This is a genomic window from Albimonas marina (assembly GCF_029223255.1).
In the GTDB taxonomy this organism is placed as follows: Bacteria; Pseudomonadota; Alphaproteobacteria; order Rhodobacterales; family Rhodobacteraceae; genus Albimonas.
In genome coordinates this window covers 387,878-410,885 of sequence record NZ_JARHUC010000003.1, presented here as the reverse complement: position 1 = coordinate 410,885, position 23,008 = coordinate 387,878, and the positions used below count along the sequence as shown (strand labels likewise).

Here is a 23,008-nt window from a genome sequence, read left to right as displayed (position 1 = left end):
AGGCATCCATCAGCGAGAGGCGGCTCCGGAGAACAGGCGCGGGGCGCTTTGTTCTTTGGTGAGTCAGGAGCCCGCCGGAGGCTCCCGCCCTCCGCGATCCCGGCGCGCCCCCAGCCGCAGGCCCAAGCCCGCCCGCAGGGCGCCTCCGTCCCTCCCTCCCCGCCCCCGCTTCGGTTTCCCGACGCAACCGCCCGCGCGTAGTGTCCGACACTGCTTGCGCCCGCCTGCGCCGCCCATTACCGATCGTCCCCGACCCGGCGGAGCGTGCGCGGCCTGGCTTTCGGCCAGCCCCCGTCCGCCCGCGGCAAGGAGAGGAGACGCAGCTAATGCAGATCGACGGACTGGCCGCCATCGTCACCGGCGGGGCTTCGGGCCTGGGCGGGGCGACGGCCGAGATGCTGGCCGCCAAGGGCGCCAAGGTCGCCATCTTCGACCTCAACGAGGAGCTGGGGACGAAGAAGGCCGAGGCCATCGGCGGCAGCTTCCACAAGGTGAACGTGGTCGACGAGGACGAGGTCTCGAAGGCCATCGCCGAGGCCGAGGGCCTGCACGGCAAGGCCCGGATCCTGGTCAACTGCGCCGGCATCGGCCCGCCCGCCAAGGTCATCGACCGCGAGGGCAACCCGCTGCCGCTGGCGAAGTTCGCCTCGATCATCAACGTGAACCTGATCGGCACGTTCAACGTGCTCTCCAAGTTCGCCGCCCGCATCCAGGCCGAGGATCCGGTGGGCGAGGAGCGGGGCGTGATCATCAACACCGCCTCGGTCGCCGCCTACGAGGGCCAGATCGGCCAGGCCGCCTACGCCGCCTCCAAGGGCGGGATCGTGGGCATGACCATCCCGATCGCGCGCGAATTCGCCCGCTCGGGCATCCGGGTGTGCACCATCGCGCCGGGCCTGTTCCTGACCCCGCTGCTCGCGTCCCTGCCCGAGGAGGCGCAGCGCTCGCTGGGCGCGCAGGTGCCGTTCCCGTCCCGCCTGGGCGACCCGTCCGAGTACGCCAAGATGGCCTTCTCGATCATCGACAACCCGATGCTGAACGGCGAGACGATCCGCCTCGACGGTGCGATCCGCATGGCGCCGAAGTAAGGCCCTCCCGCCTCCGGCCGGAGGCGCGCACGACCGTCGCCTCCCCGCAGCGCCGGGGAGGCGGCCGCACGACACCCAGAGGGAGGAGAGGCGCGATGCTGCCCACCGAAGACCAGGCGATGGTTCGCGACATGGCGCGCCGCTTCGCGGCCGAGAAGCTGGCCCCCAACGCCGCCCGCTGGGACGAGACCGGCGAGTTCCCCAAAGAGGTGATCGCCGAGATGGGCGGCCTCGGCCTGATGGGCATGCTGGTCCCCGAGGACCACGACGGCGCCTTCACCGACAACGTGGCCTACGCGATGGCGCTCGAGGCGATCGCGGGCGGCGACGGCGCGATCTCGACGATCATGTCGGTCCACAACTCGGTGGGCTGCGTCCCGATCCTGCGCTACGGCACCGACGCGCAGAAGGAGCGGTGGCTGCGCCCCATGGCCCGCGGCGAGAAGCTGGGCGCCTTCGCCCTGACCGAGCCGCATGCGGGCTCCGACGCCTCCGCCCTGAAGACCCGCGCCGTGCGCACCAACGCCGGATACGTGCTGAACGGCGTGAAGCAGTTCATCACCTCGGGCAAGAACGCCGACGTCGCCATCGTCTTCGCCGTCACCGACCCCGAGGCCGGCAAGAAGGGCATCTCCGCCTTCATCGTCCCCACGGACTCGCCGGGCTGGCGCGTGGCATCGCTCGAGAAGAAGCTCGGCCAGACCCTCTCCGACACCGCCCAGATCGCACTCGAGGACCTCGAGATCCCGGCCGAGAACCTGCTGGGCGAGGAAGGCGAGGGCTACCGCATCGCGCTCTCCAACCTCGAGGGCGGGCGCATCGGCATCGCCGCGCAGTCGGTCGGCATGGCCCAGGCCGCGCTCGACTACGCGGTCGGCTACGCGAGGGAGCGCGTCTCGATGGGCAAGCCGATCATCGAGCACCAGGCCGTGGGCTTCCGCCTCGCCGACATGGCGACCCAGGTCGAGGCGGGGCGGCAGATGGTCCTGCACGCCGCCTCGGTGAAGGACGCAGGCCTTCCGGCCCTGCAGGCGGCGTCCATGGCCAAGCTCTTCGCCTCCGAGATGGCCGAGCGGGTCTGCTCCGTCGCCATCCAGACGCTGGGCGGCTACGGCTACACCCGCGACTTCCCGGTCGAGCGGATCTATCGCGACGTGCGCGTGTGCCAGATCTACGAGGGCGCTTCGGACATCCAGCGGATGCTGATCGCCCGCGGCCTCGCCGCCTGAGGCCCGCGGCCCCGGCCGCAGCCCGGTCGCCGCGTCCGCCCCAAGGGCGCCCCGGGCCTGACCCGGGGCCCCGCCCCCTCCGCCGCGTCCGTCGCCCCTGCGGATCGTCGAAGGGCCGCGCCCCGACGACGCCCCGACGACGCGCAGGCGCGCGCCTTGCGCCGGCGCGTTCCTGTCCCGGCACCGGCCTCACCAGCGCCGGTCGACCTTGGTGGTCAGCTGCACCAGGGTCTCGATCCCGCGCACCCCCTCGATCATCGCGATCCGGTCCAGCGCGGCGTCGAGCTGCGCCGTGTCCGGCGCGCCCACCTGGGCGGCGAGGTCGAAGCGGCCGGAGGTGGTGTGCAGGCTCTCCACTTCCTTCATCCGGCTGATCGTGGCGGCCACAGGCCCCGCGTATCGCGGCTCCACCTGCACTAGGACGTAGGCGCGGATCATCGCGCCGGGGGCGGTCTCGGTGCGCACGGTGTAGCCGCGGATCACGCCCGCGCGCTCCAGCTTCTCGATGCGCGCCTGGACGGTGGTCCGGGCGAGGTTGAGCTTGCGCGCCAGCTCCGTCGCGGGGGAGCGGGCGTTGCGGGCCAGCAGACCCAGCAGGGCGCGGTCGGTGTCGTCGATCGACTCGGTCATCTGACATACTGCCGTTCAAAATGGCGGATCGTCGGCAAAATACATCATTATGCGCATTTAGTCAGGTCGATTTCGACCGCATATCCCGCATCCTCAGTTATCGGAACAAACGGCAACGGAGCGATCCGACCGACCCAGTCTACCGCGCAGCAGAAGGAAACGCCGCGCATGTCCCAGGCCGCCCCCATCTGGTCCTCCCTGGAAGCCTTCATCGCTTCCGAGCAGCCGGACGAGCCCGTGTTCTTCCTCGCCCCCGCCGCGGTCACCGCGGGCGCGCGGGCGTTCCTGGACGGGTTCCCGGGCCTGGTCACATACGCCGTGAAGGCGAACCCCTCCCCCGCCGTTCTCCTGGGCCTGATCGCCGCCGGCCTGCGCGGCTTCGACGTGGCCTCCCCCGAGGAGATCGCGATGCTGCGCCGCCTCTGCCCCGAGGCCGCCCTGCACTACCACAACCCGATCAAGTCGCGCGCCGAGCTGCGTTTCGCGCTCGAGCATGACGTGCGCACCTACTCGGTCGACAACCGCGCCGAGCTGGAGAAGATGATCGAGGTCTTCACCGCCGAGGCGAACCCGGCCGACATCGAGCTGTCGATCCGCTTCCGCATGCCCGTGAAGGGCGGCGCCTACGACTTCGGCACCAAGTTCGGCGCCACCGAGGCCTATGCGACCGAGCTGCTGGCCCGCGCGGCCGAGGCCGGCTTCGTCACCTCGCTGACCTTCCACCCGGGCACCCAGTGCAAGTCGCCCGACGCCTACGTCTCCTACATCGAGGCGGCCGGCCGCATCGTGAAAGCGGCCGGGGTTCGATGCGCGCGGCTCAACGTCGGCGGCGGCTTCCCGGGCGGCAAGGCCGAGGGCGCCCCCGCCCTGCCCGTCTACTTCGCCGCGATCAAGGCCGCCGCGGTCGAGGCCTTCGGCGAGGATCACCCCGCCCTGGTCTGCGAGCCGGGCCGCGGCATGATCGCGAACTCGATGGCGCTGGTGACCCGCGTGAAGCTGGTCCGCGAGGACGGCGCGGTGTTCCTCAACGACGGCGTCTACGGCGGCCTCGCCGAGGCGCCGCTGACCGGGACCGTGCCCGCCATGCGCGCCTGCCGCGCCGACGGCTCCTCGATCGAGGGCCCGCAGCTCGCGCGCGTGATCTTCGGCCCGACCTGCGACTCGGTCGACCGGATGCCCGGCGACAACGAGCTGCCCGAGGCGCTGGCCGAGGGCGACTTCGTGATCTTCGACGGGCTGGGCGCCTACGGCACCGCCACCGCGACCCGCTTCAACGGCTTCGGCCCCGGCCGCACCGAGCTGGTCGAGACGCTGGCCGCCGCCGAGACCCTGGCGCTGGCCGCCTGAGGCCGCGCCGGCCCGAGGCCCCGAACGAGAAACGGCCGCGCCCCCGGGCGCGGCCGTTTCGATTCCAGCCTTTGGCTACAGCGCTGCGGCAGGCCTCAGGACCCGCCGTCGCGCTCCCGCTCGGCCAGCGCGCGGGCGACCTCCCGCTCGACCAGCGCGCGGATGTTGGTCGAGATCCGCTCGCCCAGCGGCCCCGCCAGCTCGTCGCGGATCGCCTGGCGGATCATCGCCTGGAGCTCCTCCCCGTTGCGCGGCAGGCCGGTCGCGGCCAGCGGACCGGGGGTCGCGCCCGAGAACGCCTCGCGCACCTCGCGCGGGGAGACCTTGGGCCGCTCCCGCTCCACCTCCGGGTCGGCGGCGGCGGGGCGCAGGGCCCCCTCCCCCGGCGCCTCGGCGGCGGCGAAGCCGGACGAGGGCGCGGGCGCCGACGGCTCGGGGTCCCAGACCGGCGCGTCGGGCGCGGGCTCTGGGGCGGGCGGCGACTGCTCCGCCGCGGGCTCGGTTCCCGAGGCGGCGCCGGGGAAGGCCGGGGCCTGACGGAACCCGGGGGTAACGGACGTCTCCTCCGGCTCGGGCGCGGGGCTCGGCGCCCAGGCGGGGGCCTCGGTCTTCTCCGCGACGGGCTCCGGCGCCCATTGCGGGGCCTCGGGCGCCGGCGGCGCGGGATCCGAGCCGGGCTCCGTACCCGGCGCGAGATCGGCCGCGGTCTCCGCCTCGGCGGGGGTCGGCGCGGGGACCCACTGCGGGGCCTCCGGGGCGGGCTGAACCGCCTCGGCCGGCGTGGGATCGACCGGCTCCGGCGCGCCCCCGAAGGCGGGCGGGAAGGCCGGGGCCGGCGCCGGGCCGCCCCCGTCCACCCGCTCGGTCAGCACGAACGGCGGCTCCTCGTCGTCGGAAGCCGGCGGCGGAGGCGCGCCCCATCCGGGGCCGTCCTCGCCGCGCATCTGGGGCGTCAGCACCAGCACGCCGGCGCCGTCGTCCTCCTCGGCCATGACGCCGCGCACGGCGTCTCCCAGTCCTGCTCCGCCTGCGCCCGTCATCCGGCCGTCTCCGTTCGTCATCGGCTCACGGCCGATAGGACTTGGCCCACGTGGTCTCTTCGCCGCGCGGATAGCCGTAGGGATCCTCGTTGATCACCCCGGTCCGGTAGAGATCCGGATCGTAGGGGGTCACGTCGAGGCCCAGGTGCGTCACCGTCAGCGCGCCCACCGAGGCCAGCAGGTTGTAGCCCGCCACGTACTCGTCCCGCAGGGCCGCGATCAGGTCCGCCTTGGCCGAGGCCAGCTCCTGCTCCGCGTCCAGCACGTCGAGCGTGGTGCGCGCGCCCAGCGTCGCCTCCTCGCGCACGCCGTCGAAGGCGATCTGCGAGGCCTTGATCTGCTGGCGCGCCGCCGTGATCGAGGCCCGCGCCACCGACAGGCCGGACCAGGAGTTCGACACGTCCTGGCGCACCGAGCGGCCGGTGTTCTGGATCAGCGCCATGGCGCGCGCGTAGTTGGCCTGCGCCTGGCGCACCGCCGAGGCGTTCCGCCCGCCGGTCCACAGCGGCATGGACGCCGTCACCCCGACCGACACCGCGTTCGAGTCGGTGGCCGTGGGGATGTCGTCGATGAACACCGAGTCGTCCGAGTAGCCGGCCGAGCCGTTCAGGCTGACCTGCGGCAGCGACCGCCCGATCGCCGCCTTCACCTGGAACTCGGCCTGGCGCGCGTCGAAGCGCGCGGCGATCAGGTCGGGGTGCTGGGCCTCGGCCAGGGCGATGGCCGCGGCCTCGCTTTCGGGCAGCGGCGGCAGGGGCGGCGGGGTCTCGAGCTCACCGGCCGGCTCGCCGACCGCGGCGAGGTACGCCTGGCGCGACCGCGCCAGCTGCCCGGTGATCGCCGCCAGCGTCGAGCGCGAGGCCGCGAGGCGCGACTCCGCCTGGGCGACGTCGGTGCGGGTGACCTCGCCGACCTCGAACCGGTCCTGCGCGGCCTTCAGCTGCTCGCCGATGACCCGGACGTTGGAGCGCGCGACGCCCACCAGGGCGATGTCGCGGCGCACGTCCTCGAAGGCGGTGACCGCGGCCAGCAGAACGCTCTGCTCGGCCGAGGTCAGCGTCGATCGCCCCGACTCGACCGCCTGCAGCGCAGCCTCCGCGTTGTTCTCGATCTGGCCGCCGGTGTAGAGCGGGATCGAGCCCTGGAGCCCCAGATCCAGCGGATCCGCGTCGTCGCGCGAGCGCGGACGCGCCAGCGAGCGCTGGACGTCCGTGTTCTGCCAGCCGTAGTCCGCCTGGAGATTGACCGTGCCGTAGGCTTGCGCACGGGCCTGGTACTCGGCTTCGTCGAGCCCGCGCAGCGCGGCGCGCTGGGCCGCCAGCCCGGGGTGGTTCGCATAGGCCTTGGCCATCGCGTCGGCCAGGCTCTCGGCCTGCAAAGGACCGGCCAGGGCCAGCAGCGCGCATAGCGCCGTCGCCAGGCCCAGGGGTTTGCTCGTCATCGCCTGTTTTCCCGCCGTTGTTCTGCCCGATTTCGACCGGGCCGGGCGCGGTGCGGGCCGACCCGGCTCCTCGGGGGCGACCCTACCGGAGGGAAATGCGGCCGAAAAGCGAAACCGCGCGTCATCATACGGCCGGACCGGGCGGCGTGACCCTCGGGACTCACCACGCGCGGGGCCGGGGGGTTCGGTTGCTCACGAACCTCGGCCGGCCGGGCGCGGCGCCCGGCCCCGCCCCGCAAAGGAAAACCGGCGCGGGTCGCCCCGCGCCGGCTTCGAACTGGATCGTGTCGCGGTGCCCGTCGGCGCGGCTCAGAATTCGAAGACCGCGGCCTTCTCGAACCCCTCGAGCACCGGCGCGGCCGCGTCGAAGGCGCGCCAGGACGAGGCGCCGGCGGCGGTGCGGGTCAGCACCTCGCAGCGGCCGTAGGCGCCCGACATGCGGATCGCGATCAGGCGGCCGCCCTCGCGAAGCTGCGCGACCAGCCCCTCGGGGATCTCCTCGACGCCGCCCTGCACGAAGATGACGTTGTAGGGGGCGTGATCCTTGGCGCCCTCGGCCATCGGGCCCTCGATCACCTCGGCGTTGTCGACCTCGTGCTCCACCAGCGCCGAGCGGGCGGCACGGGCCATGTCGGGGTCGGCCTCCACCGCGATCACCGCGGCGGCGAGGCGGGCGAGAACGGCGGTGGAATAGCCCAGCCCGCAGCCGATATCGAGCACCAGGTCGTCGGGGCCGACGTCCGAGAACTCGATCATCTTGGCGAAGGTGCGCGGGTCGAGCATCACGCGGCCCGGGCCCAGCGGCAGATGCTCGCCCGCGTAGGCGACCTCGCGCAGGGGGCCGGGCGCGTAGGCCTCGCGCGGGACCGACAGCATGGCGTCGATGATCGGGTAGGAGGTGACGTCCGAGGGACGCACCTGGTTGTCCACCATGGCGACGCGGGCTGCGGCGTAGTCGGTCATCCGGATCTCCGAGGCGCTCGGGCCGCCGGCGCGCGGCCCCTGACGTTCTGGCGGATACCGCAGGACGCGCGCGCGTGCAATGCGGCGGGAGACGGCAGGCGCCGACTTTCGCGCCCCGCAGGCCTCGCTCCCCGCCCCGACAGGCCTTCGCCGACGGCGGAGAAGGCCCCCGCGCCGGGCGCCGCCGGAGATCCGGGCCCCGGCGGGGCGCAGGCGAGTCCCCGCACGCGGGCCGCGGCGGCGAGCCCCCGCGCGCGGGCGCGGGCGGAGGGAAGGAGGCGTCCCGGCGCGCCCGGGGCGTCGCCGCGTCCCGCCCCGCGCCCGGCCGCGCTCATCCCAGGCATTCGCCCTGCCCCAGCGGCTCCTCGACGGCGGCGAAGAAGATCCAGTCGGCGTCCGGGCCGACCTCGAACACCACCGAGACCTGCACCTCCTCCGGCGCCAGGTCGCGGGTCTTGATCTTGCGGGCGTAGCTGCGCGGCCCCGTCGGGCAATGGATGTCGAGAAAGGCGTGCTCGACCTGCGCGGCGGCGAACCAGGCCTCGAACGCGGCGATCGCGTCGGGGATCGAGACGGGGACCGAGGGCGGCGCCAGCGGATCGGCGGCGGGCGTGAACGCCACCCGGCAGCCCACGTAGATGCGCCCGCCGGCCGCGTGCTGCATGTGGGCGAGGCGCACCGCCCCCGTCGCCCCCGCCCAGGCGAGCCCGGCGGAGCGCACGTCGATCAACTCCGCCGTCAGCGGATCGAGCGGCGCGAGCCCGCTCTCGTCGGCGTCCTGCGCGTCGATCATCGCCTGCGCGCAGCGGGTCAGGGCCAGGTCCGACCAGTCGTCCTCCACCGGGCCTGCCAGCGCCTCGACCGAGGCGGCGAAGAGCACCAGCGCCGCCAGCACCGGGCGCAGCAGGCTCAGGCCCTGGGGGCGGGCGGGACGGTCCCCGAACACGCGATTGGCGAGGGGACGAGGGCGACGCATGCACATGGCGCGGCTCCGCAGCCGGAGCGGCGGGGGCGGCCGCGGACGCGATCCCTGGGCGGCGCCTCCCCCGGGATCGGACCGATGGCCCCTGCGCCGCGCGTGTCGGGGCAGGAATGCGCGGCAAGAGTTGACGCAAGGTTGCGATCCGCAGGGAAAAACCGGCGATCTGTAGGATAAAGGCGAGGTTTTCCGGCGGGATTCCCTCCGGGAGCCGGGCGCGCGGGCCCGCAGGGCCGGTCGCTGCGTCCCTCGCCCGTCGCGGTCTTCCGGGACCTGCGCCCTAGGCTCCCCAGCGCCCTTCGGCCTGCACCCGGTCGGCCAGCGCCTCGACCGGCCCCTCGCCGGTCAGGCGCAGGACCGGCGCGGACCGCGCCCCGAGCCAGCGCTCGTGCCCCGCGCGGTTGCGGCCGGAGAAGTTCGGATCGTCGTAGCGCGAGGCCCAGTCGCGGAAGGCGAGATGGGCCTCGTGCATGTCGCCGCCCGGTCGGATGCGGGCGCCGTGACGCTCGGCCTCGCGCCGGTCGAGGCGCCGGAGGCGCACCGGCGTGGGCGTGTCGAGGAAGACGATCAGGTCGACGCCTTCGACCAGCGCGTCGCCCCATCCCAGGAGGGAGCCGGCCAGCACCCATCCGTCCGCCGCCGCCTGGCGCGCCTGGATCAGCGCCACCCGCCCCTCCGGCGGGCGCTTCTCGGTGTAGGGCGGGTCGGTCGGCAGCCAGTAATGGTCGTCGACGTCGATCTGCGGCACGCCGAGGCGCGCGGCGAGCTCCGCGGCCAGGGTGGAGACGCCGGAACAGGACGCCCCGGTCAGGTGGAGACGCGGTTTGCGCAACGGGATCTCCCTTGCCTGAGCGCAACGGCTCGCCCGCCCGGCGGGGCGATGCGAGGGCGGTCGCGTGCGAAGGCCCGGCCGTCGTCGGCCGGGCCTCGGGCATGTCTGCGCGCGGGCCTCAGCGGCCCTTGAACTGCGGCTTGCGCTTCTCGAGGAAGGCCTTCGGCCCCTCGCGGGCGTCCTCCGAGGCGAAGACAGGGGCGGCGAACTCCTGCTCCAGCGCCAGCGCCTCGGGCTCGGTGCGGCCCAGGCAGGCGCGGGCGGAGCGGCGGATCATCTTCACCGCCAGCGGGCCGTTGGCGGCGATCTTCTCGGCGAGCTCCAGCGCGGTGTCGAGCACCTGGTCCTGCGGCACCACGCGGTTGAGGAATCCCCACTCCATCGCGGTCTTGGCGTCGATCAGGTCGCCGGTCAGCAGCAGCTCCATCGCGCGCGCGAAGGGCAGCTGCTCGGGCAGGCGGACCGAGGAGCCGCCGGCGGGGAACAGCGCCCACTTCACCTCCTGCACGCCCAGCCTGGCGGTGTCGGCGGCGACGCGCAGGTCGGTGCCCTGCACCAGCTCCATGCCCCCCGCGATGGCGTGGCCGTTGATCGCCGCGATCACCGGCTTCTCGACGTCGAAGCCCCGCAGCAGGCCCTTGGCCCCCAGCTCGCGGTCCTTGAGGTAGCGCTCGTCGTACTCGTCCTCGGCCCCGCGGGCCTTGGAGATCAGCGGGATCAGCCGGCCCAGGTCCGCGCCCGCGCAGAACGTGTCGCCCGCGCCCGTCACCACCACCGCGCGCACCGCGTCGTCGTCGCGCGCGGCGGCGAAGGCGTCGGAGAGGTTGCACAGAAGCTCGGGGTCGAAGGCGTTCTTCTTCTCGGGGCGGTTCAGGGTCAGGACCAGCACGTGGCCCCGCATCTCCTTGAGCAGCTTGGGCATTCTCTTTTCCTCCTGGATGGCGGCCGTTAACCGGCCTTTTCCTGTTTCAGACGGGCCTCGAGGTCCTGGCGCTTGATCTTGCCGGTGACCGAGCGGGGAAGCTCGGCGTCCTCGACGAAGCGCACGGCCTTGGGGATCTTGTAGCGGGCGATCTCGCCGCGGCAGGCCTCGATCAGGGCCTCCTCGGTCACCGCCTCGGTGCGGCGCACGACGAAGGCGACGGGGACCTCGCCCCATTTCGCGTCCTCGCGCCGGACCACGATGGCGTCGACCACGCCGGGATAGGCCAGCAGCACGCGCTCGATCTCGGCGGGGTAGATGTTCTCGCCCCCCGACTTGATCAGGTACTTGCGCCGGTCGACGAAGCTGAGCGTGCCGTCGGGGTTGCGGGTGAACACGTCGCCCATGTGGAACCAGCCGCCGCGGAAGTCCTTGGCGTTGGTCTCGGGGTTGTTCCAGTAGCCGGAGAACAGCGTCGGGCCGCGCACGCACATCTCCCCCGGCTCGCCGTCGGCGACCTCGCGATCCTCCTCGTCCACCAGCTTCACGAGGCACCAGGAGTTCTGGGTCTTGTCGAGCCGCGCGGGCACCTGCCCCACCGGGATCCGCCCGCGGGAGGCGGGGGTCGAGCCGGTCTCGGTCGCCCCGAAGGTGTTGAGGTAGGGCGCGTCGAGCAGCGTGGTGATCTCGACCAGCTGCTCGCGCGGCACCAGGTCGGCCATCACGCCGCAATACTTCACGCCCTTCGCGGGCTTGCCCTGGCGCTTCATCGCCTCGATGAAGCCGCCGATCATGCCGGGCATCAGCGTCAGGCGGCCGATCGTCTCGCGCGCCACCACGTCGGCCAGCGCGTCGGCCTCGTAGCCGTCCTGCACGATCACCTTGCCCCCGTTCATCAGGGTCGCGAGCGAGGTGTCGGTCGAGGCCATGTGGAACAGCGGCGCCCAGGCGACGAAGGCGTCCTCGGGCGTGGTCGGCAGGTCCGAGGCCGCCACCATCGCGCGCGCCACCTCCGCCCGCTGGGAGATCAGCGCCCCCTTCGGCAGGCCCGTGGTGCCGGAGGTGTAGAGGATCACCAGCCCGTCCTCGGGATGGGGCGTCGCGGCGGGCGGCTGCTCCGATTCCGTCGCGAGGGCGGCTTCGTAGGCCTCCCCCATCTCCAGCACCTCGGGCGCGCCCGGCAGCTCGACCGCCAGCGACCGGGCGGTGTCGGCGAAGCGGGGCGAGGCGACGATCAGCGCCGGCTCCACCAGGCCCAGGCAGTGGCGCAGCTCGCCGTCGGCCATGCGCCAGTTCTGGCAGGCCGCGATGCAGGCGAGCCGCGCGCAGGCGAGCAGCAGCTCGATGTACTCGGCCCGGTTCTCCGACAGGATCGCGACCCGGTCGCCCCGCCCCACGCCCCGCGCCGCCAGCGCGTTGGCGAGCTGGGAGGCGCGGGCGTCGAGCTGGGCGTAGGTCCAGCGCCGCTCCCCCTCCTCCAGCGCCACGCGCCCGGCGTCGAGCCTCGCGCGCTGGGCGAACAGCGCCGCCACCGTCAGGCCGGCCGCGCCGGCAGCCACGGCGGGGTCGATCCCCGCCGGCGCGGCTGGTCTCGCCGCTCCATCCATGTCCGTCTCCTCCCGCGTCTTCGCGCGCAGGGTCGCACGGCCTCGCCGCGTCGACCTCGTCCCGTCCGACGACTTCCGCGCCGGGTCGGGACATGGCAGAACCTTCCCCGAAACCGGCGCCGCCGCAAGACGCGACGTACCCGAGAGTATGTCGGGCGCCGGACAAATGCCATGGGAGGATTGGCGATGCTCGAGCAGGCCGAAGATTTCCGCGCCGAGAGCCGGGGGCTGCACGCCCTGCTGGCCGACGTGGACGACGCGGGCTTCCGCACCGAGACGCAGTTCAAGGGCTGGACCATCGACACGGTCATCCAGCACCTGCACTTCTTCAACTTCGCCGCCGACCTGGCGCTGACCGACGAGCCGGCGCTGGTGGCGCTGTTCGCCGATCTCAAGGCCGCGCGGGCGGCGGGCGAGACCACCATCGCCTACACCGACCGCTGGCTGGAGGGGCTGAGCGGGCGCGCGCTCCTCGCCGCCTGGATCGAGACCTGCGAGCGGGTGGCCGACCTCTTCGTCGACGCCGACCCCAAGGCGCGCCTCAAGTGGGCGGGCCCGGACATGAGCGCGCGCAGCTTCATCACCGCCCGCCTGATGGAGACCTGGGCCCACGGCCAGGAGGTCTACGACATCCTGGGCGCCGAGCGGGAGGAGCATGACTACGTGCGCAACATCGTCATGCTGGGCGTGAACACCTTCGGCTGGACCTTCGCCAACCGCGGCGAGCCGGTCCCCGAGCCGCGCCCCTACCTGCGCCTGACCGCCCCCTCCGGCGAGATCTGGGAATACGGCGAGCCCTCGGAGGTCGAGCGCATCGAGGGCCCGGCCGTCGCCTTCGCCCAGGTGGTCGCCCAGACCCGCAACATCGCCGACGTGGACCTGACGGTGACCGGCCCGGTGGCGAGCGAGTGGATGTCCAAGGCCCAGTGCTTCGCCGGCCCCCCCAACCCGCCGCCCGCCCCGGGCACGCGCTTCCGGGTCCGGTGAGCGCCGCGCGCCCCCTTTCGACCGGGTCGCCGCCCCTGCCGGGGCGTCGGTCCTCCCGGCAGGACCGGGCGCCGCGCCGCCCCGCGCTCCGCGACGCCTCGCGCCCGCGCGCGCCCGGTGGGGACAGGTCCCGGCCGTGACCCGCGTGCTCTTCATCTGCGGCAAGGCCCGGCGACGCAGCCCGACGGCGGCGGCGGTCGCGGCCGAGCGGCTGGGCTGGGAGACCGACTTCGCCGGCCTGAGCGCCGATGCGGACGAGCGGGCGGGCCCCGGGGCCCTCGGCTGGGCCGACGTGATCGCGGTGATGGAGACGTCCCAGCTCGCCCGCCTGAAGCGTCAGCTCGGGGGCGCGTTGAAGGGCAAGCGGGTCGTCTGCCTCGACATCCCCGACCGCTACGCCTTCATGCAGCCGGAACTGGTGGAGCTGGTCATCGCCCGCCTCAGCCGGCTGGGGGCCGAGCGACGCGGGCCGTCTCGCCGACCCCGTCCCTGACCGGCCCGGTCCCGGTCAGGAAAAAGGGCGGGACGCCCGCGCGCCCCGCCCCTCGTTCTTCCGGCCGCGCAGCCCCCGCGGGGCCGCGCCGGCGTCACTCGGCCGCCTTCGTCGCGGCCTCGGCGGCCGCGGCCGCCTCGCGCTGGACCTTCCAGCCCGGCTCGATGCCGGAATAGAAGTCGAGGTCGCCCATCGACCAGGGCACGAACCAGATCACCGCGCACACGGCGATCCAGATCGGCGTCGCGATGATCGTCACCCACTTCAGCTTGCGCCTCAGGTGGAAGTCCGACGGGGCCGAGGCGGGGGTGCCCGGCGCCACCTCGCCCACGTCCCCCTGGCTCTTCATCCCGATCGGAAGCGAGATGTAGAGGGTCATGAACCAGATGACGGCGAGCAGGACGATGGCGGCTGTGATGGTCAAACTTGTTCGAGCTCCGTCAGCGTGCCGTTGAAGTCCTTGGGGTGCAGGAACAGCACGGGCTTCCCATGGGCGCCGATCTTGGGCTCCCCGTCGCCCAGCACCCGGGCGCCGGAGGCCTTGAGGTGATCGCGCGCGGCGATGATGTCCTCGACCTCGTAGCAGACGTGGTGGATGCCGCCCGAGGGGTTCTTGTCGAGAAAGCCCTTGATCGGCGAGTTTTCGCCCAGCGGGTAGAGCAGCTCGATCTTGGTGTTGGGCAGCTCGATGAAGACCACGGTCACGCCATGGTCGGGCTCGTCCTGCGGCGCGCCGACGTTGGCGCCCAGCGCCGTGCGGTACTGCGCGCAGGCGGCCTCGAGGTCCGGCACGGCGATGGCCACGTGGTTCAGGCGTCCGATCATGGGCGTTGGTCTCCGTCTCTCTCCCGTTCGGGCGAGGAGGTAGACGCGCCCGCGCTCCCGCGCAAGGCGACGCGGCGGCGCGGGGGGGACGGCGGGCGCCGCGGCGGGAGCGAGGGCCGGCCGCCGGACCGGCGCCGGGGGCGCCGTCTCGAAATCGGCCAGAAGTCTCCCAGATCCAAACGCCTCCCCGCCGCGGGAGCGCCCTTTCGCGAGAGATATCTAGAAGCGTCGGCCGAAGAGAGGCGCAGCCCCTCCGCCGACCGGCGCCCGACCGCGATGATCGCGGCGCCGCGACGTTCGCCGAGGCCGCCGGACCGGCTCCGGCCCGCGGTCCGCCAGCCCCCCGGCGTCCGCCCCTAGAGAGGATTTCGTCATGAAGACCAGCAACCGTTTCGCCCTTCTCGCCGCCGCCGCGATCGCCCTGCCGCTGTCCGCCTACGCCCAGTCGAACGCGACAGTCACGGACGACGACATGCAGGCCGGCCGCGACGAGCCCGCCGCCTCCGCCACCGACGCCGTGCCCTCCGCCGACAAGGTCGAGACCGGCGAGGTCCTGAACCGCGAGCCCGGCGAGACCGAGGCCGTCGACCGCGACGCCGGCGCTATGGCCACGACCGACGCGGCCGCCCCGGCCCCGGCCGCGACCCGCAGCGTGATGGTGCGCGACCTCGACGACCTCGAGGTGGTCGGCGCCGACGGCGAGGAGCTGGGCGAGCTCGACGGCGTGATCCGCTCCGCCGACGGCGACCACCTGGTGATCGAGCGCGGCGGCTTCCTCGGCATCGGCGAGAAGCACTACGTGATCCCCGTCGAGGTCGCCTCGTTCATCGGCGACGAGCTGCACGTGAACCTGACCGAGGCGGATCTCGAGGCGATGATCGCCGAGGATCCCTCCGACGACCTGGAGCTGGCCGAGGAAGAGACCGTCCAGATCCGCGAGAGCATGTGATCTCCCGCCCGGTCCGGCCCGCCCGACGGCGCGCCGGACCGCCTTCGACGCCCCCGCGCGTCGTCCCGGCCCGTCCCGCTCGCGCGGGGCGGGCCGCGGCGCGTCCGCCCCCGGGCGGCGGCCGCTCCCCCCGCCCGACGTCGCGGCGCATGGGCCGGCGTCGCGCGGCGCCGCTGGACAAAGCGTCGCCCCTCGTCTACCCCGCGCACGGAAATTGCGGCGGAGGCGCCTTCGCCGCAATGCAACGAAACGCGAAGCGCCCGAACCGAAGGGGAGACCCATGCGCGTCTATTACGATCGCGACTGCGACATCAACCTGATCAAGGACCTGAACGTGGCCGTCGTGGGCTACGGCTCGCAGGGCCACGCGCATATCCTCAACCTGAAGGACTCGGGCGCGAAGAACCTGGCCGTCGCCCTGCGCCCCGGCTCGGCGTCCGCCGCCAAGGCCGAGGCCGCCGGCCTCGCCGTCAAGTCGATCGACGAGGCCGCCAAGTGGGCCGACGTCATCATGATGGCGATGCCCGACGAGCTGCAGGCCGAGACCTACTACAAGTACATCCACGACAACCTGAAGGACGGCGCGGCGATCGCCTTCGCCCACGGCCTGAACGTGCACTTCGGCCTGATCGAGCCGAAGCCCGGCGTGGACGTGATCATGATGGCCCCAAAGGGCCCCGGCCACACCGTGCGCGGCGAGTTCCAGAAGGGCGGCGGCGTGCCCTGCCTGGTGGCGGTTCACCAGAACGCCTCGGGCCGCGCGCTGGAGATCGGCCTGTCTTACTGCTCGGGCATCGGCGGCGGCCGCTCGGGCATCATCGAGACCGACTTCAAGGAAGAGTGCGAGACCGACCTGTTCGGCGAGCAGGCCGTTCTGTGCGGCGGCCTGGTCGAGCTGATCCGCATGGGCTTCGAGACCCTGGTCGAGGCCGGCTACGCCCCCGAGATGGCCTATTTCGAGTGCCTCCATGAGGTGAAGCTGATCGTGGACCTGATCTACGAGGGCGGCATCGCCAACATGAACTACTCGATCTCCAACACCGCGGAGTTCGGCGAGTACCACTCGGGCCCGCAGATCCTCCCGCGCGAGGAGACCAAGGCCCGCATGAAGAAGGTCCTGACCGACATCCAGCAGGGCGCGTTCGTGTCCGAGTGGATGCGCGAGTACAAGGCCGGCGCGCCGATGTTCAAGGCCATCCGCCGCAACAACGACGCCCACCAGATCGAGCAGGTCGGCGAGAAGCTGCGCGCGATGATGCCCTGGATCGCCGAGAACAAGATGGTCGACAAGTCCAGGAACTGATCCCGGCCGACAGGCCCGGAGGTCGGGGGCGCCGCGGGACACCGCGGCGCCCTTTCGCGTTCCGGGCCCTGCGCGCCGGGCGCCCTGAAGCCGCCCGGCCCGACGCTTCCGGGCGCGATTCATTCAAATGCAATTTTCATCATATGACGTTGCGTCACCACCCGACGGAGCGTCGACGCCCCCGCGTTGAAGCCTCGAATCCAGTTCAGGAGGAGACGCAGATGCGTATCGGATCCTATCTCGCGGCCGGCGCGGCGCTCGTCGCGCTCGCAGCCCCCCTCGCGGCCCAGTCCGCGCCCTCGCCCCGCTCCCAGCCGGACGGCGCGCCCCTGCAGATGATGCGCCTCGCCCAGGGCGGCGGGGGCGGCATGGGCGGGGGCATGGGCGGCCCCGGCGCAGGCCGCGGCCCGTCCCAGAGCCAGTCCCAGGACCGCTGGACCCAGGGCGGCGGCGCCCCCGGCGGCCAGGGCCAGGCGACGGAGCGGGGCCGCGGCGCGATGCAGGGCGCCCCTGCCCGGCATCAGCTCCGCCACCAGGAGCGGGAGCGGGAGCGGGAGCGCCTTCATGTCGGCGACCGCGAGCTCGGCGGCCAGCGGACCCGCGACCTCGCGCAGGAGCGTCTGCGCGAGCGCGAGCGCCTCGAGACCGGCCAGGGCCCCTGGCAGGGCGGCGGCGCCCCCCGCTCGGGCGCCCGCGGCCCGCAGGCCGGCCCCGCGGCCGACTGATCCCGCGCCCCGGACCCGCGACGGGCGGCCCCGCGCCGCCCGTCGCGACCTCCCGCCCGGAGCGAGCGGCCGAGACCGGCCCTCCGGGGTTCACGGCTTGGTGACCGCCGCGACGGACCCGCGCCCCCGGCGCGTGACAGGGACATGCGGGCGGGCGAGGCCTCGTCTCTCCCGCCTCGAGCGAAGCTCAGAGCTCTCCGGCGTCGCCGACCGCGAACCCCTCCGCGGCGCGAGGTCGGGGATGGCCGGCGGCGGCGGCCTGCCGGCGGGGGGCGCGGCGCGCATGCGTCGCGCCCTTTCCGCGCGCCACGCTCCGACCTGCGCGCAGGTTAACCCCCGCTGAAGGCGCCCCCCGCGGCGCGGCGCACGGCGCCGGCGGGCGGAATATCCGGCCCCCGGCCCCCCGCACGCTCGGGTTTCGGCGCCGGTTCGCCTTGTTCCGCGACACACCTGTTGCAGACCCCGATGCCCGCGAAGGAGCCCGGACCATGAAGATCCGCTCTCTCATCGCCGCCGGGGTCGCGGCCGGCGCGCTGCTCGCGCCCGTCGCGGCTCCGGCGGTCCAGTCGATCGCGATCCCCGCCTCCGGCCCCGCAGGCGCCGAGGTGATCCAGGTCGCCGGCAAGAAGGCCGAGGAGACGCGCAGGAAGGCCGGCGCGAAGAAGAAGAAGCAGCGCCAGGCCGGCGGCAAGGCCCGCAAGGGCGACGGCAAGCGCCACGCCGGCGGCAAGTCCGAGCGCAAGGCCGGCCAGCGCAAGACCGCCGAGGCCGGCGGGCGCAAGGCCAAGCGCGACGACTCGGCGGCGGCCTGGCGCGAGCGGCATCGCGACGACGACCGCCGCGAGGCCAGGCGCAAGGACGACCGCCGCGAGGCGCGCCGCGACGACGACCGCCGCAAGAACAAGGATCTCCGCAAGGACCGCAGCGACGACGGCCGCCGCCTGACCGCGGCCGAGGCCTGGCGCGCGAAGCACCGCGACGACCGCCACGCCTGGGCGGACTGGCGCGACGACGCCCGCTGGCGCGAGGATCGCCGCCTCGCCGCGCGTCACGCCGACTTCGGCTGGCGCGAGGATCGCGACGACCGGCGCTGGCGCGACGCTTGGCGCGCGCAGGAGCGCGAGCGCGCCCGCCTGCTATTCGCCCCCGCCCGCACGGAGCGCTGGAGCGGCTGGAACGAGCCGCGCCAGGTGCGCGTGCTGCCCGCGTCCGGTCCCGCTTGGGCGCGACCCGGGGGCGCCCGGCTCTCGGTCGCCTCGCTGATCGCGCCCGCCTTCGGCTGGCGGCCGACCCCGGTGACCACGCTCTTCGGCGTCGGGGCCCCGGCCTACGCCTATCCCTACGGCTGGGACGCGCGGCCCGTGCGATACGCGCCCGTGCGGTATGACCCAGTGCGCTATGGCTCGGTGCGCTATGCCGAGCCGCGGCGCACGACGCTGGTGCGGGTGGTCGACCCCTACCGCTCGGGCCCCTACCGCTCGGCCTACCCGACGCCCTATTCGACCTGGCGTCCCGACGGCTACGCGTTCGGCTACGACGCCTGGGGCGCGAACAGCCTGTTCGGCGACCTCAGCGTGCCGCTGGCCGCGCTGCTGCTGGCCGCCTATCTCTGACGCGCCGCGGCGGGAGGCGCCGCCTCCCGCCGCGCTTCCCTCCCCGCATCGGCGAGGACAGGGGCGAGGCCGCTTCGGACCCGCCCCGTCCGCAGGCATCGTCTCCCCCTCGGAAACGATCCGTTCGCCCCGCCCCGCCCTTGGCCTCGGGGGCCCGCGGCCCTACCGTCCCCAGCGCACAGCCGCCGGAGCCGCCATGACCGCCCCCCTGCCCCCCGAGCTCGACCCCGCGCTCGCCCTCGACCAGCGTCCCGGCCTGCCGGAGGACCTTCGCTTCCTGCTGGGCGACTACCCGCGCCACATCTGGGGGGACCATCCCAATTTCGGGCCCACCACCCGCTTCTACCTCGACCGCCACGCCATGTTCCGCGAGGCGATGGGCGTGATGACCCGGCTGACGGACGAGGCGCTGGACGGCGCCAAGCCCGCCGGCCGCTGGAGCCAGGAGTTCGGCCGCATCGCGGGCTTCTTCCTCCAGCAGCTCCACGGGCATCACCAGATCGAGGACATGCATTACTTCCCCGCCCTGCTGAAGCTTCAGCCGAAGCTCCAGCGCGGCTTCGACATCCTCGACCGCGACCACCACTCGATCCACGACGCGCTCGACCGCTTCCAGGCCGGCGCGGTGGGGGCGCTGAACGCGCTTCAGGCGGGGCCCGCGGACCCCAAGCGTCCGATGGCCGACGTGCTGGCGGAACTGAAGCGCATGGACCGGCTGCTCGACCGCCACCTCTTCGACGAGGAGGAGATCGTGATCCCGATCATGCTGGACGCGGGCGAGGCCTCGCTGGGGCTCTGAAGACCGGCGCGGGGGTCAGACCGTCGCCTCGGGCTTGCGCAGCGTGACGCCGTCGATGCGCCAGGCGCCGTCGACGACGGTCATGAAGTAGTCCGCGATCCACACCGCGCCCGAGGCGTCGCGCAGCATCACCGACTGGCGCAGCCGCGGGCCGCCGCCTCGGGCGCGAGCTCGAGAAAGCGCCACTCCGCCGGGCGCCAGACCATCGGGTAGCCCTCGCGCACCATCCGCCCGAAGTTCTCGACCGAGCCGAACAGGCCCTGGATGCCGGGCGAGGCGTAGCCCCAGGCCGCGTCCACGTCGCCGGCCAGGAACGCCTCGAGCTGGCGCTCGATCACGCCGCGGATCTCCGCGGCCGCCCCCGCCTCCTGCGCCGCGGCCGGCGCGAAGGGGCCCGGCGCGGCGAGGCCCCCCGCAAGGCCCAGCGCCAGCGCGAAGGCGAGACGCGGGATGCGGCGGGCGGGGCTTCGTGCGATCATGGCGTCGTCCTCCTGCGCCGCGCCGCCGGGACCGGCGGGCGATGTCCGCCGCGGATGCGGCGCCTCGCTCAAGGATACGGGCTTCGCGCCGAAACGGTTTCACGCAGCGTCCGTCTTGCAGGCATTCGACGATTCGAATATATATTCTGTTACCTGAATTCTTATGAGGCTGAACATGTCTCCTGACTGGATCCTCGGCCTGCTGGGCGGCGCGCTGATCGGCGCGGCCTCGGGCCTGTTTCTTCTCGGCTCGGGCCGCATCGCCGGCATCTCCGGCATCGCCGGCGGGCTGGTGGAGGACCTGATGAAGGGCCTTCCCGGCGGGCGCGCCGGCCGGCTGCTGACGGCCGAGAACCTGCTGTTCCTGGTCGGCATGGCGCTGGCGCCGGCGCTCTACTTCCTGGTGGGCGGCGCGAAGGAGATCGTGGTCGAGGCCGACGCTCCGACCCTGATCGTCGCCGGCCTGCTGGTGGGCTTCGGCGCGCGGCTCGGCTCGGGCTGCACCTCGGGGCACGGGGTCTGCGGCTCGGCGCGGCTGTCGCTGCGCTCGATGGCGGCGATGGGCGTGTTCATGACCGCGGCGATCGTCACCGTCGCCGTCGGCCGCCTGTTCTGAGACGGGGAAAGGATCGATCATGCGCAGGATAGTCGCTTTCGCCGCCGGCCTGGTCTTCGGCCTCGGCCTGCTGGTCTCGGACATGGCCAACCCGGCCCGGGTCCTGGCCTTCCTCGACGTGCTCTCCATCGCCGACGGGGCGTGGGACCCGACGCTGATGTTCGTGATGGCCGGCGCGATGTCGGTCAGCGCCGTGGCCTGGCTGCTGGCGCGCCCGCGCCGCACGGCGCTGTTCGGCGGCGCCATGCCGGGCCCCGCGCGCCCGCGGATCGACGCGCGGCTGGTGGCGGGCTCGACCCTGTTCGGGATCGGCTGGGGCCTGTCGGGCATCTGCCCCGGGGGCGGCTTCGCGGCGCTGGCGATCGGCGGAGGCCCGGTGCTGACCTTCATGGCCGCGATGGCCGCGGGCATGGCGCTGTTCGCCCTCTACGACCGCGGCGTGGCCCGGGCGCGCGCCCGCGCCTGAGGCCTCGCGGCCTCCGCACGACGAAGGGCCGGCCGTCGCGCCGGCCCTTTCGCGTTCCCGGCCCCGCCCGTTCCGCGAAAATCCCTCTGCGCCGGGGCGGTGGTAAGACTCCGTTTACCCTGGGGCCTCACTCTGCCCGGGTTCCTTCGCTGTCAGGAGCCCGTCATGCGCCGTCCCGGCCCGACGCGTCGCCCCGGCCCGGTCCCGTCCGCCAGCGGCGGGGCCGGGCTCCTGCGCGCGGCCCTGCTGCTCGTCGCGGCCCTCGCCGCCGGCCCCCGCCCCGCCCTCGCCGGCGCCTGGACGGCGGAGCCGGGGAGCAGCTTTCTCTCCATCGCCGTCGCCCCCGATCCCGACGGCCCGACCGGCCTGCGCCGCGACCGCTACATCGAGCATGGCTGGCGGGAGGGGCTGACGATCGGCCTCAACAGCAACCAGGTGATCGACCCCGGCCGCCCCGACCGGTTCGAGGGGCGGGTGGAGGGCTTCGTGCGCGCCCGCCTCCTGCGCTCGGAGGCCGGCGACGTCGTCTCCCTCCAGGCCGAGGCGGGGGGCGGCTTCCTGAAAAGCGACGACGGCGCCGACGTGACCGCCCGCCTGCTGTGGGGCCGCGGCTTCGCCTCCCGCTTCGGCGACGCCTGGGCCGAGGCCTCGGTCGGCTGGCGGGTCGAGAGCGCTTCGTACGAGGCCGACCGCGCGCTGGCCACCGCCGTCCTCGGTCTGCGCCCCGGCCCCGGCTGGCTGAGCCTGGTGCAGGTGGAGGCCGACCTCGACGGGGAGCGCACCGGCCGCGCCTGGCAGGCGGCCCGCATCTCCTGGATCGCGGTGCGCGAGATCGGGCGCGGCGACAGCCTCTCCCTCCAGGTCGAGGCGACGCCGTGGAGCCATGCGGTCGCCGACGGCGTGCAGGTGCGCCTGGGCCTGTGGCGACGGTTCTGACGGGCGCGGAGATGAACGCTTCCGTTACGTCATCCTCACTCTAGGTTCAATCGCCCCCGCCTATCCTAGTTCGTCAACGCGCCCGCGACGGTTGGGGACCGGCGGGCGCGCGCGAGACAGGGGAGGATCGACCATGCCAACGGGATCCGGGGGCGGCGGCGGCGCCGGCAAGGTGAAGTTCGACCGGCTGTCCATCAAGAAATGGGCCGACGCCGACCTCCTCGACGACGCAGACCTCCTCAAGCGGCTGTCGGACGAGGACCGCGACCTGGTCGGCCTGTTCTCCCGCTTCGACGACCTGCTGGTGGACGGCGACGCGGAGGTGCACCTGGTGGGCCTGCTGCTGCCCGCCGTGCAGAAGGTGCGCGAGGCGGCGGGCGCCCCCGCGGCCGCCGACTTCTTCCTCAAGGTCGAGGGCTTCACCGCGAACGACGCCGAGGCGTTTGAGTTCCTCAAGCGCGAGGCCGCCCTGCTCGACGACGTCGAGATCGAGGTGCTCGAGATCCGCGGCGGGGGCCGCGAGCTCGACAAGGCCACGCCCCTGCTGGCGTTCAAGGTCAGCGATGCGGGTTCCGACGACGCACGCGACGAACACTCCGCCTGGAACCCGTTGGCGGATTTCGACTTCGGGGGCGGAAACTCCACCGACCTCTGAGCCGATCCGCCGATTCCCCGCGCGCCCCCGCGGGGAAGCCCCCGCGCCCTGCCCGGCCGCTCCCTGCGCCGGACGGGGCGCGGG

The 23,008-nt window shown here is 73.6% G+C and carries 25 protein-coding genes; 14 read left to right on the top strand and 11 right to left on the bottom strand.

Going from position 1 to position 23,008, the window contains the following annotated elements; translation table 11 throughout:
- The first annotated feature begins 326 nt into the window (after nt 1-326).
- Nucleotides 327-1,088, top strand: a complete 762-nt coding sequence (locus tag P2H44_RS09515) for an SDR family NAD(P)-dependent oxidoreductase (RefSeq protein ID WP_275763275.1) — start codon at nt 327-329, stop codon at nt 1,086-1,088.
- A gap of 95 nt (nt 1,089-1,183) precedes the next feature.
- Entirely contained in the window at nt 1,184-2,317 is a 1,134-nt protein-coding gene (locus P2H44_RS09510; RefSeq protein ID WP_275763274.1) for an acyl-CoA dehydrogenase family protein, read from the top strand.
- 189 nt (nt 2,318-2,506) lie between these two features.
- On the opposite strand, the gene P2H44_RS09505 is transcribed toward P2H44_RS09510, so the two are convergent.
- On the bottom strand, nt 2,507-2,947 hold the full coding sequence (locus P2H44_RS09505; RefSeq protein ID WP_275763273.1) for an Lrp/AsnC family transcriptional regulator: 441 nt from the start codon (nt 2,945-2,947) through the stop codon (nt 2,507-2,509).
- Between the two features lie 168 nt (nt 2,948-3,115).
- On the opposite strand from P2H44_RS09505, the gene P2H44_RS09500 reads away from it, so the two are divergent.
- Nucleotides 3,116-4,294 carry a type III PLP-dependent enzyme gene (locus P2H44_RS09500; protein WP_275763272.1) on the top strand — a complete coding sequence of 393 codons (1,179 nt, stop codon included), beginning with the start codon at nt 3,116-3,118 and terminating at the stop codon, nt 4,292-4,294.
- A 95-nt stretch (nt 4,295-4,389) separates the two neighbouring features.
- On the opposite strand, the gene P2H44_RS09495 is transcribed toward P2H44_RS09500, so the two are convergent.
- The 7 genes from P2H44_RS09495 to P2H44_RS09465 all read right to left on the bottom strand — a co-directional run bounded on the left by P2H44_RS09495 (nt 4,390) and on the right by P2H44_RS09465 (nt 12,078).
- The gene (locus tag P2H44_RS09495; protein ID WP_275763271.1) at nt 4,390-5,298 is read right to left on the bottom strand and encodes a hypothetical protein; all 909 of its coding nucleotides are present in this window, start codon (nt 5,296-5,298) and stop codon (nt 4,390-4,392) included.
- A 61-nt stretch (nt 5,299-5,359) separates the two neighbouring features.
- On the bottom strand, nt 5,360-6,775 hold the full coding sequence (locus P2H44_RS09490; RefSeq protein ID WP_275763270.1) for a TolC family outer membrane protein: 1,416 nt from the start codon (nt 6,773-6,775) through the stop codon (nt 5,360-5,362).
- 309 nt (nt 6,776-7,084) lie between these two features.
- Nucleotides 7,085-7,738 (bottom strand): protein-L-isoaspartate O-methyltransferase family protein, encoded by a 654-nt coding sequence (locus P2H44_RS09485; protein WP_275763269.1) that lies wholly within the window; start codon nt 7,736-7,738, stop codon nt 7,085-7,087.
- A gap of 331 nt (nt 7,739-8,069) precedes the next feature.
- A complete protein-coding gene (locus tag P2H44_RS09480) occupies nt 8,070-8,720 on the bottom strand; it encodes a hypothetical protein (protein ID WP_275763268.1) in 651 nt (216 codons plus the stop codon).
- 277 nt (nt 8,721-8,997) lie between these two features.
- Nucleotides 8,998-9,549 (bottom strand): AAA family ATPase, encoded by a 552-nt coding sequence (locus P2H44_RS09475; RefSeq protein WP_275763267.1) that lies wholly within the window; start codon nt 9,547-9,549, stop codon nt 8,998-9,000.
- A gap of 118 nt (nt 9,550-9,667) precedes the next feature.
- On the bottom strand, nt 9,668-10,471 hold the full coding sequence (locus P2H44_RS09470) for an enoyl-CoA hydratase-related protein (RefSeq protein ID WP_275763266.1): 804 nt from the start codon (nt 10,469-10,471) through the stop codon (nt 9,668-9,670).
- Between the two features lie 26 nt (nt 10,472-10,497).
- Nucleotides 10,498-12,078: a class I adenylate-forming enzyme family protein gene (locus tag P2H44_RS09465; RefSeq protein ID WP_275763265.1), complete on the bottom strand. Its 1,581-nt coding sequence runs from the start codon at nt 12,076-12,078 to the stop codon at nt 10,498-10,500.
- Between the two features lie 186 nt (nt 12,079-12,264).
- Here P2H44_RS09465 and P2H44_RS09460 point away from each other — a divergent pair, with 186 nt between their 5' ends.
- Nucleotides 12,265-13,065 carry a TIGR03084 family metal-binding protein gene (locus P2H44_RS09460; protein WP_275763264.1) on the top strand — a complete coding sequence of 267 codons (801 nt, stop codon included), beginning with the start codon at nt 12,265-12,267 and terminating at the stop codon, nt 13,063-13,065.
- Nucleotides 13,066-13,201: 136 nt separating this feature from the next.
- Entirely contained in the window at nt 13,202-13,558 is a 357-nt protein-coding gene (locus tag P2H44_RS09455; RefSeq protein WP_275763263.1) for a low molecular weight protein tyrosine phosphatase family protein, read from the top strand.
- Nucleotides 13,559-13,652: 94 nt separating this feature from the next.
- Here the strand turns inward: P2H44_RS09455 and P2H44_RS09450 are convergent, their stop codons facing one another.
- Together P2H44_RS09450 and mce are read right to left on the bottom strand one after the other, a co-directional pair.
- Entirely contained in the window at nt 13,653-13,982 is a 330-nt protein-coding gene (locus tag P2H44_RS09450; protein WP_275763262.1) for a DUF1467 family protein, read from the bottom strand.
- Nucleotides 13,979-14,383: a methylmalonyl-CoA epimerase gene (gene mce, locus P2H44_RS09445; protein ID WP_275763261.1), complete on the bottom strand. Its 405-nt coding sequence runs from the start codon at nt 14,381-14,383 to the stop codon at nt 13,979-13,981. The genes P2H44_RS09450 and mce overlap by 4 nt, the downstream gene beginning before the upstream one ends.
- Nucleotides 14,384-14,756: 373 nt before the next feature.
- On the opposite strand from mce, the gene P2H44_RS09440 reads away from it, so the two are divergent.
- The 5 genes from P2H44_RS09440 to P2H44_RS09420 all read left to right on the top strand — a co-directional run bounded on the left by P2H44_RS09440 (nt 14,757) and on the right by P2H44_RS09420 (nt 19,772).
- Nucleotides 14,757-15,332: a PRC-barrel domain-containing protein gene (locus tag P2H44_RS09440; protein WP_275763260.1), complete on the top strand. Its 576-nt coding sequence runs from the start codon at nt 14,757-14,759 to the stop codon at nt 15,330-15,332.
- Between the two features lie 280 nt (nt 15,333-15,612).
- Complete coding sequence (gene ilvC / locus P2H44_RS09435; protein WP_275763259.1) at nt 15,613-16,635, top strand: ketol-acid reductoisomerase; 1,023 nt, start codon at nt 15,613-15,615, stop codon at nt 16,633-16,635.
- 221 nt (nt 16,636-16,856) lie between these two features.
- Nucleotides 16,857-17,360 carry a hypothetical protein gene (locus P2H44_RS09430; protein ID WP_275763258.1) on the top strand — a complete coding sequence of 168 codons (504 nt, stop codon included), beginning with the start codon at nt 16,857-16,859 and terminating at the stop codon, nt 17,358-17,360.
- Between the two features lie 488 nt (nt 17,361-17,848).
- Entirely contained in the window at nt 17,849-18,973 is a 1,125-nt protein-coding gene (locus tag P2H44_RS09425; protein WP_275763257.1) for a hypothetical protein, read from the top strand.
- A 196-nt stretch (nt 18,974-19,169) separates the two neighbouring features.
- Nucleotides 19,170-19,772: a hemerythrin domain-containing protein gene (locus tag P2H44_RS09420; protein ID WP_275763256.1), complete on the top strand. Its 603-nt coding sequence runs from the start codon at nt 19,170-19,172 to the stop codon at nt 19,770-19,772.
- Nucleotides 19,773-19,900: 128 nt separating this feature from the next.
- Here the strand turns inward: P2H44_RS09420 and P2H44_RS09415 are convergent, their stop codons facing one another.
- Nucleotides 19,901-20,251 carry a DUF4864 domain-containing protein gene (locus P2H44_RS09415; protein ID WP_275763254.1) on the bottom strand — a complete coding sequence of 117 codons (351 nt, stop codon included), beginning with the start codon at nt 20,249-20,251 and terminating at the stop codon, nt 19,901-19,903.
- Nucleotides 20,252-20,426: 175 nt separating this feature from the next.
- Here P2H44_RS09415 and P2H44_RS09410 point away from each other — a divergent pair, with 175 nt between their 5' ends.
- The 4 genes from P2H44_RS09410 (at nt 20,427) to P2H44_RS09395 (ending at nt 22,924) form a co-directional block, all read left to right on the top strand.
- A complete protein-coding gene (locus tag P2H44_RS09410) occupies nt 20,427-20,867 on the top strand; it encodes a YeeE/YedE family protein (protein ID WP_275763253.1) in 441 nt (146 codons plus the stop codon).
- A gap of 19 nt (nt 20,868-20,886) precedes the next feature.
- The gene (locus P2H44_RS09405; RefSeq protein ID WP_275763252.1) at nt 20,887-21,333 is read left to right on the top strand and encodes a DUF6691 family protein; all 447 of its coding nucleotides are present in this window, start codon (nt 20,887-20,889) and stop codon (nt 21,331-21,333) included.
- Between the two features lie 165 nt (nt 21,334-21,498).
- Entirely contained in the window at nt 21,499-22,269 is a 771-nt protein-coding gene (locus P2H44_RS09400; RefSeq protein WP_275763251.1) for a hypothetical protein, read from the top strand.
- Nucleotides 22,270-22,402: 133 nt separating this feature from the next.
- Entirely contained in the window at nt 22,403-22,924 is a 522-nt protein-coding gene (locus P2H44_RS09395) for a hypothetical protein (RefSeq protein WP_275763250.1), read from the top strand.
- Nucleotides 22,925-23,008: the final 84 nt, after the last annotated feature.

Bases quoted from the DNA above. Each gene is read 5' to 3' on its own strand.
- P2H44_RS09440 (WP_275763260.1), top strand. From the start codon at position 14,757: ATGAAGACCAGCAACCGTTTCGCCCTTCTCGCCGCCGCCGCGATCGCC.
- P2H44_RS09490 (WP_275763270.1), bottom strand. From the start codon at position 6,775: ATGACGAGCAAACCCCTGGGCCTGGCGACGGCGCTATGCGCGCTGCTG.
- P2H44_RS09465 (WP_275763265.1), bottom strand. From the start codon at position 12,078: ATGGATGGAGCGGCGAGACCAGCCGCGCCGGCGGGGATCGACCCCGCC.
- P2H44_RS09505 (WP_275763273.1), bottom strand. From the start codon at position 2,947: ATGACCGAGTCGATCGACGACACCGACCGCGCCCTGCTGGGTCTGCTG.
- P2H44_RS09500 (WP_275763272.1), top strand. From the start codon at position 3,116: ATGTCCCAGGCCGCCCCCATCTGGTCCTCCCTGGAAGCCTTCATCGCT.
- P2H44_RS09470 (WP_275763266.1), bottom strand. From the start codon at position 10,471: ATGCCCAAGCTGCTCAAGGAGATGCGGGGCCACGTGCTGGTCCTGACC.
- P2H44_RS09400 (WP_275763251.1), top strand. From the start codon at position 21,499: ATGCGCCGTCCCGGCCCGACGCGTCGCCCCGGCCCGGTCCCGTCCGCC.
- P2H44_RS09405 (WP_275763252.1), top strand. From the start codon at position 20,887: ATGCGCAGGATAGTCGCTTTCGCCGCCGGCCTGGTCTTCGGCCTCGGC.
- P2H44_RS09420 (WP_275763256.1), top strand. From the start codon at position 19,170: ATGACCGCCCCCCTGCCCCCCGAGCTCGACCCCGCGCTCGCCCTCGAC.
- P2H44_RS09485 (WP_275763269.1), bottom strand. From the start codon at position 7,738: ATGACCGACTACGCCGCAGCCCGCGTCGCCATGGTGGACAACCAGGTG.
- ilvC (WP_275763259.1), top strand. From the start codon at position 15,613: ATGCGCGTCTATTACGATCGCGACTGCGACATCAACCTGATCAAGGAC.
- P2H44_RS09415 (WP_275763254.1), bottom strand. From the start codon at position 20,251: ATGATCGCACGAAGCCCCGCCCGCCGCATCCCGCGTCTCGCCTTCGCG.
- P2H44_RS09460 (WP_275763264.1), top strand. From the start codon at position 12,265: ATGCTCGAGCAGGCCGAAGATTTCCGCGCCGAGAGCCGGGGGCTGCAC.
- P2H44_RS09410 (WP_275763253.1), top strand. From the start codon at position 20,427: ATGTCTCCTGACTGGATCCTCGGCCTGCTGGGCGGCGCGCTGATCGGC.
- P2H44_RS09425 (WP_275763257.1), top strand. From the start codon at position 17,849: ATGAAGATCCGCTCTCTCATCGCCGCCGGGGTCGCGGCCGGCGCGCTG.
- P2H44_RS09480 (WP_275763268.1), bottom strand. From the start codon at position 8,720: ATGTGCATGCGTCGCCCTCGTCCCCTCGCCAATCGCGTGTTCGGGGAC.
- P2H44_RS09430 (WP_275763258.1), top strand. From the start codon at position 16,857: ATGCGTATCGGATCCTATCTCGCGGCCGGCGCGGCGCTCGTCGCGCTC.
- mce (WP_275763261.1), bottom strand. From the start codon at position 14,383: ATGATCGGACGCCTGAACCACGTGGCCATCGCCGTGCCGGACCTCGAG.
- P2H44_RS09395 (WP_275763250.1), top strand. From the start codon at position 22,403: ATGCCAACGGGATCCGGGGGCGGCGGCGGCGCCGGCAAGGTGAAGTTC.
- P2H44_RS09515 (WP_275763275.1), top strand. From the start codon at position 327: ATGCAGATCGACGGACTGGCCGCCATCGTCACCGGCGGGGCTTCGGGC.
- P2H44_RS09510 (WP_275763274.1), top strand. From the start codon at position 1,184: ATGCTGCCCACCGAAGACCAGGCGATGGTTCGCGACATGGCGCGCCGC.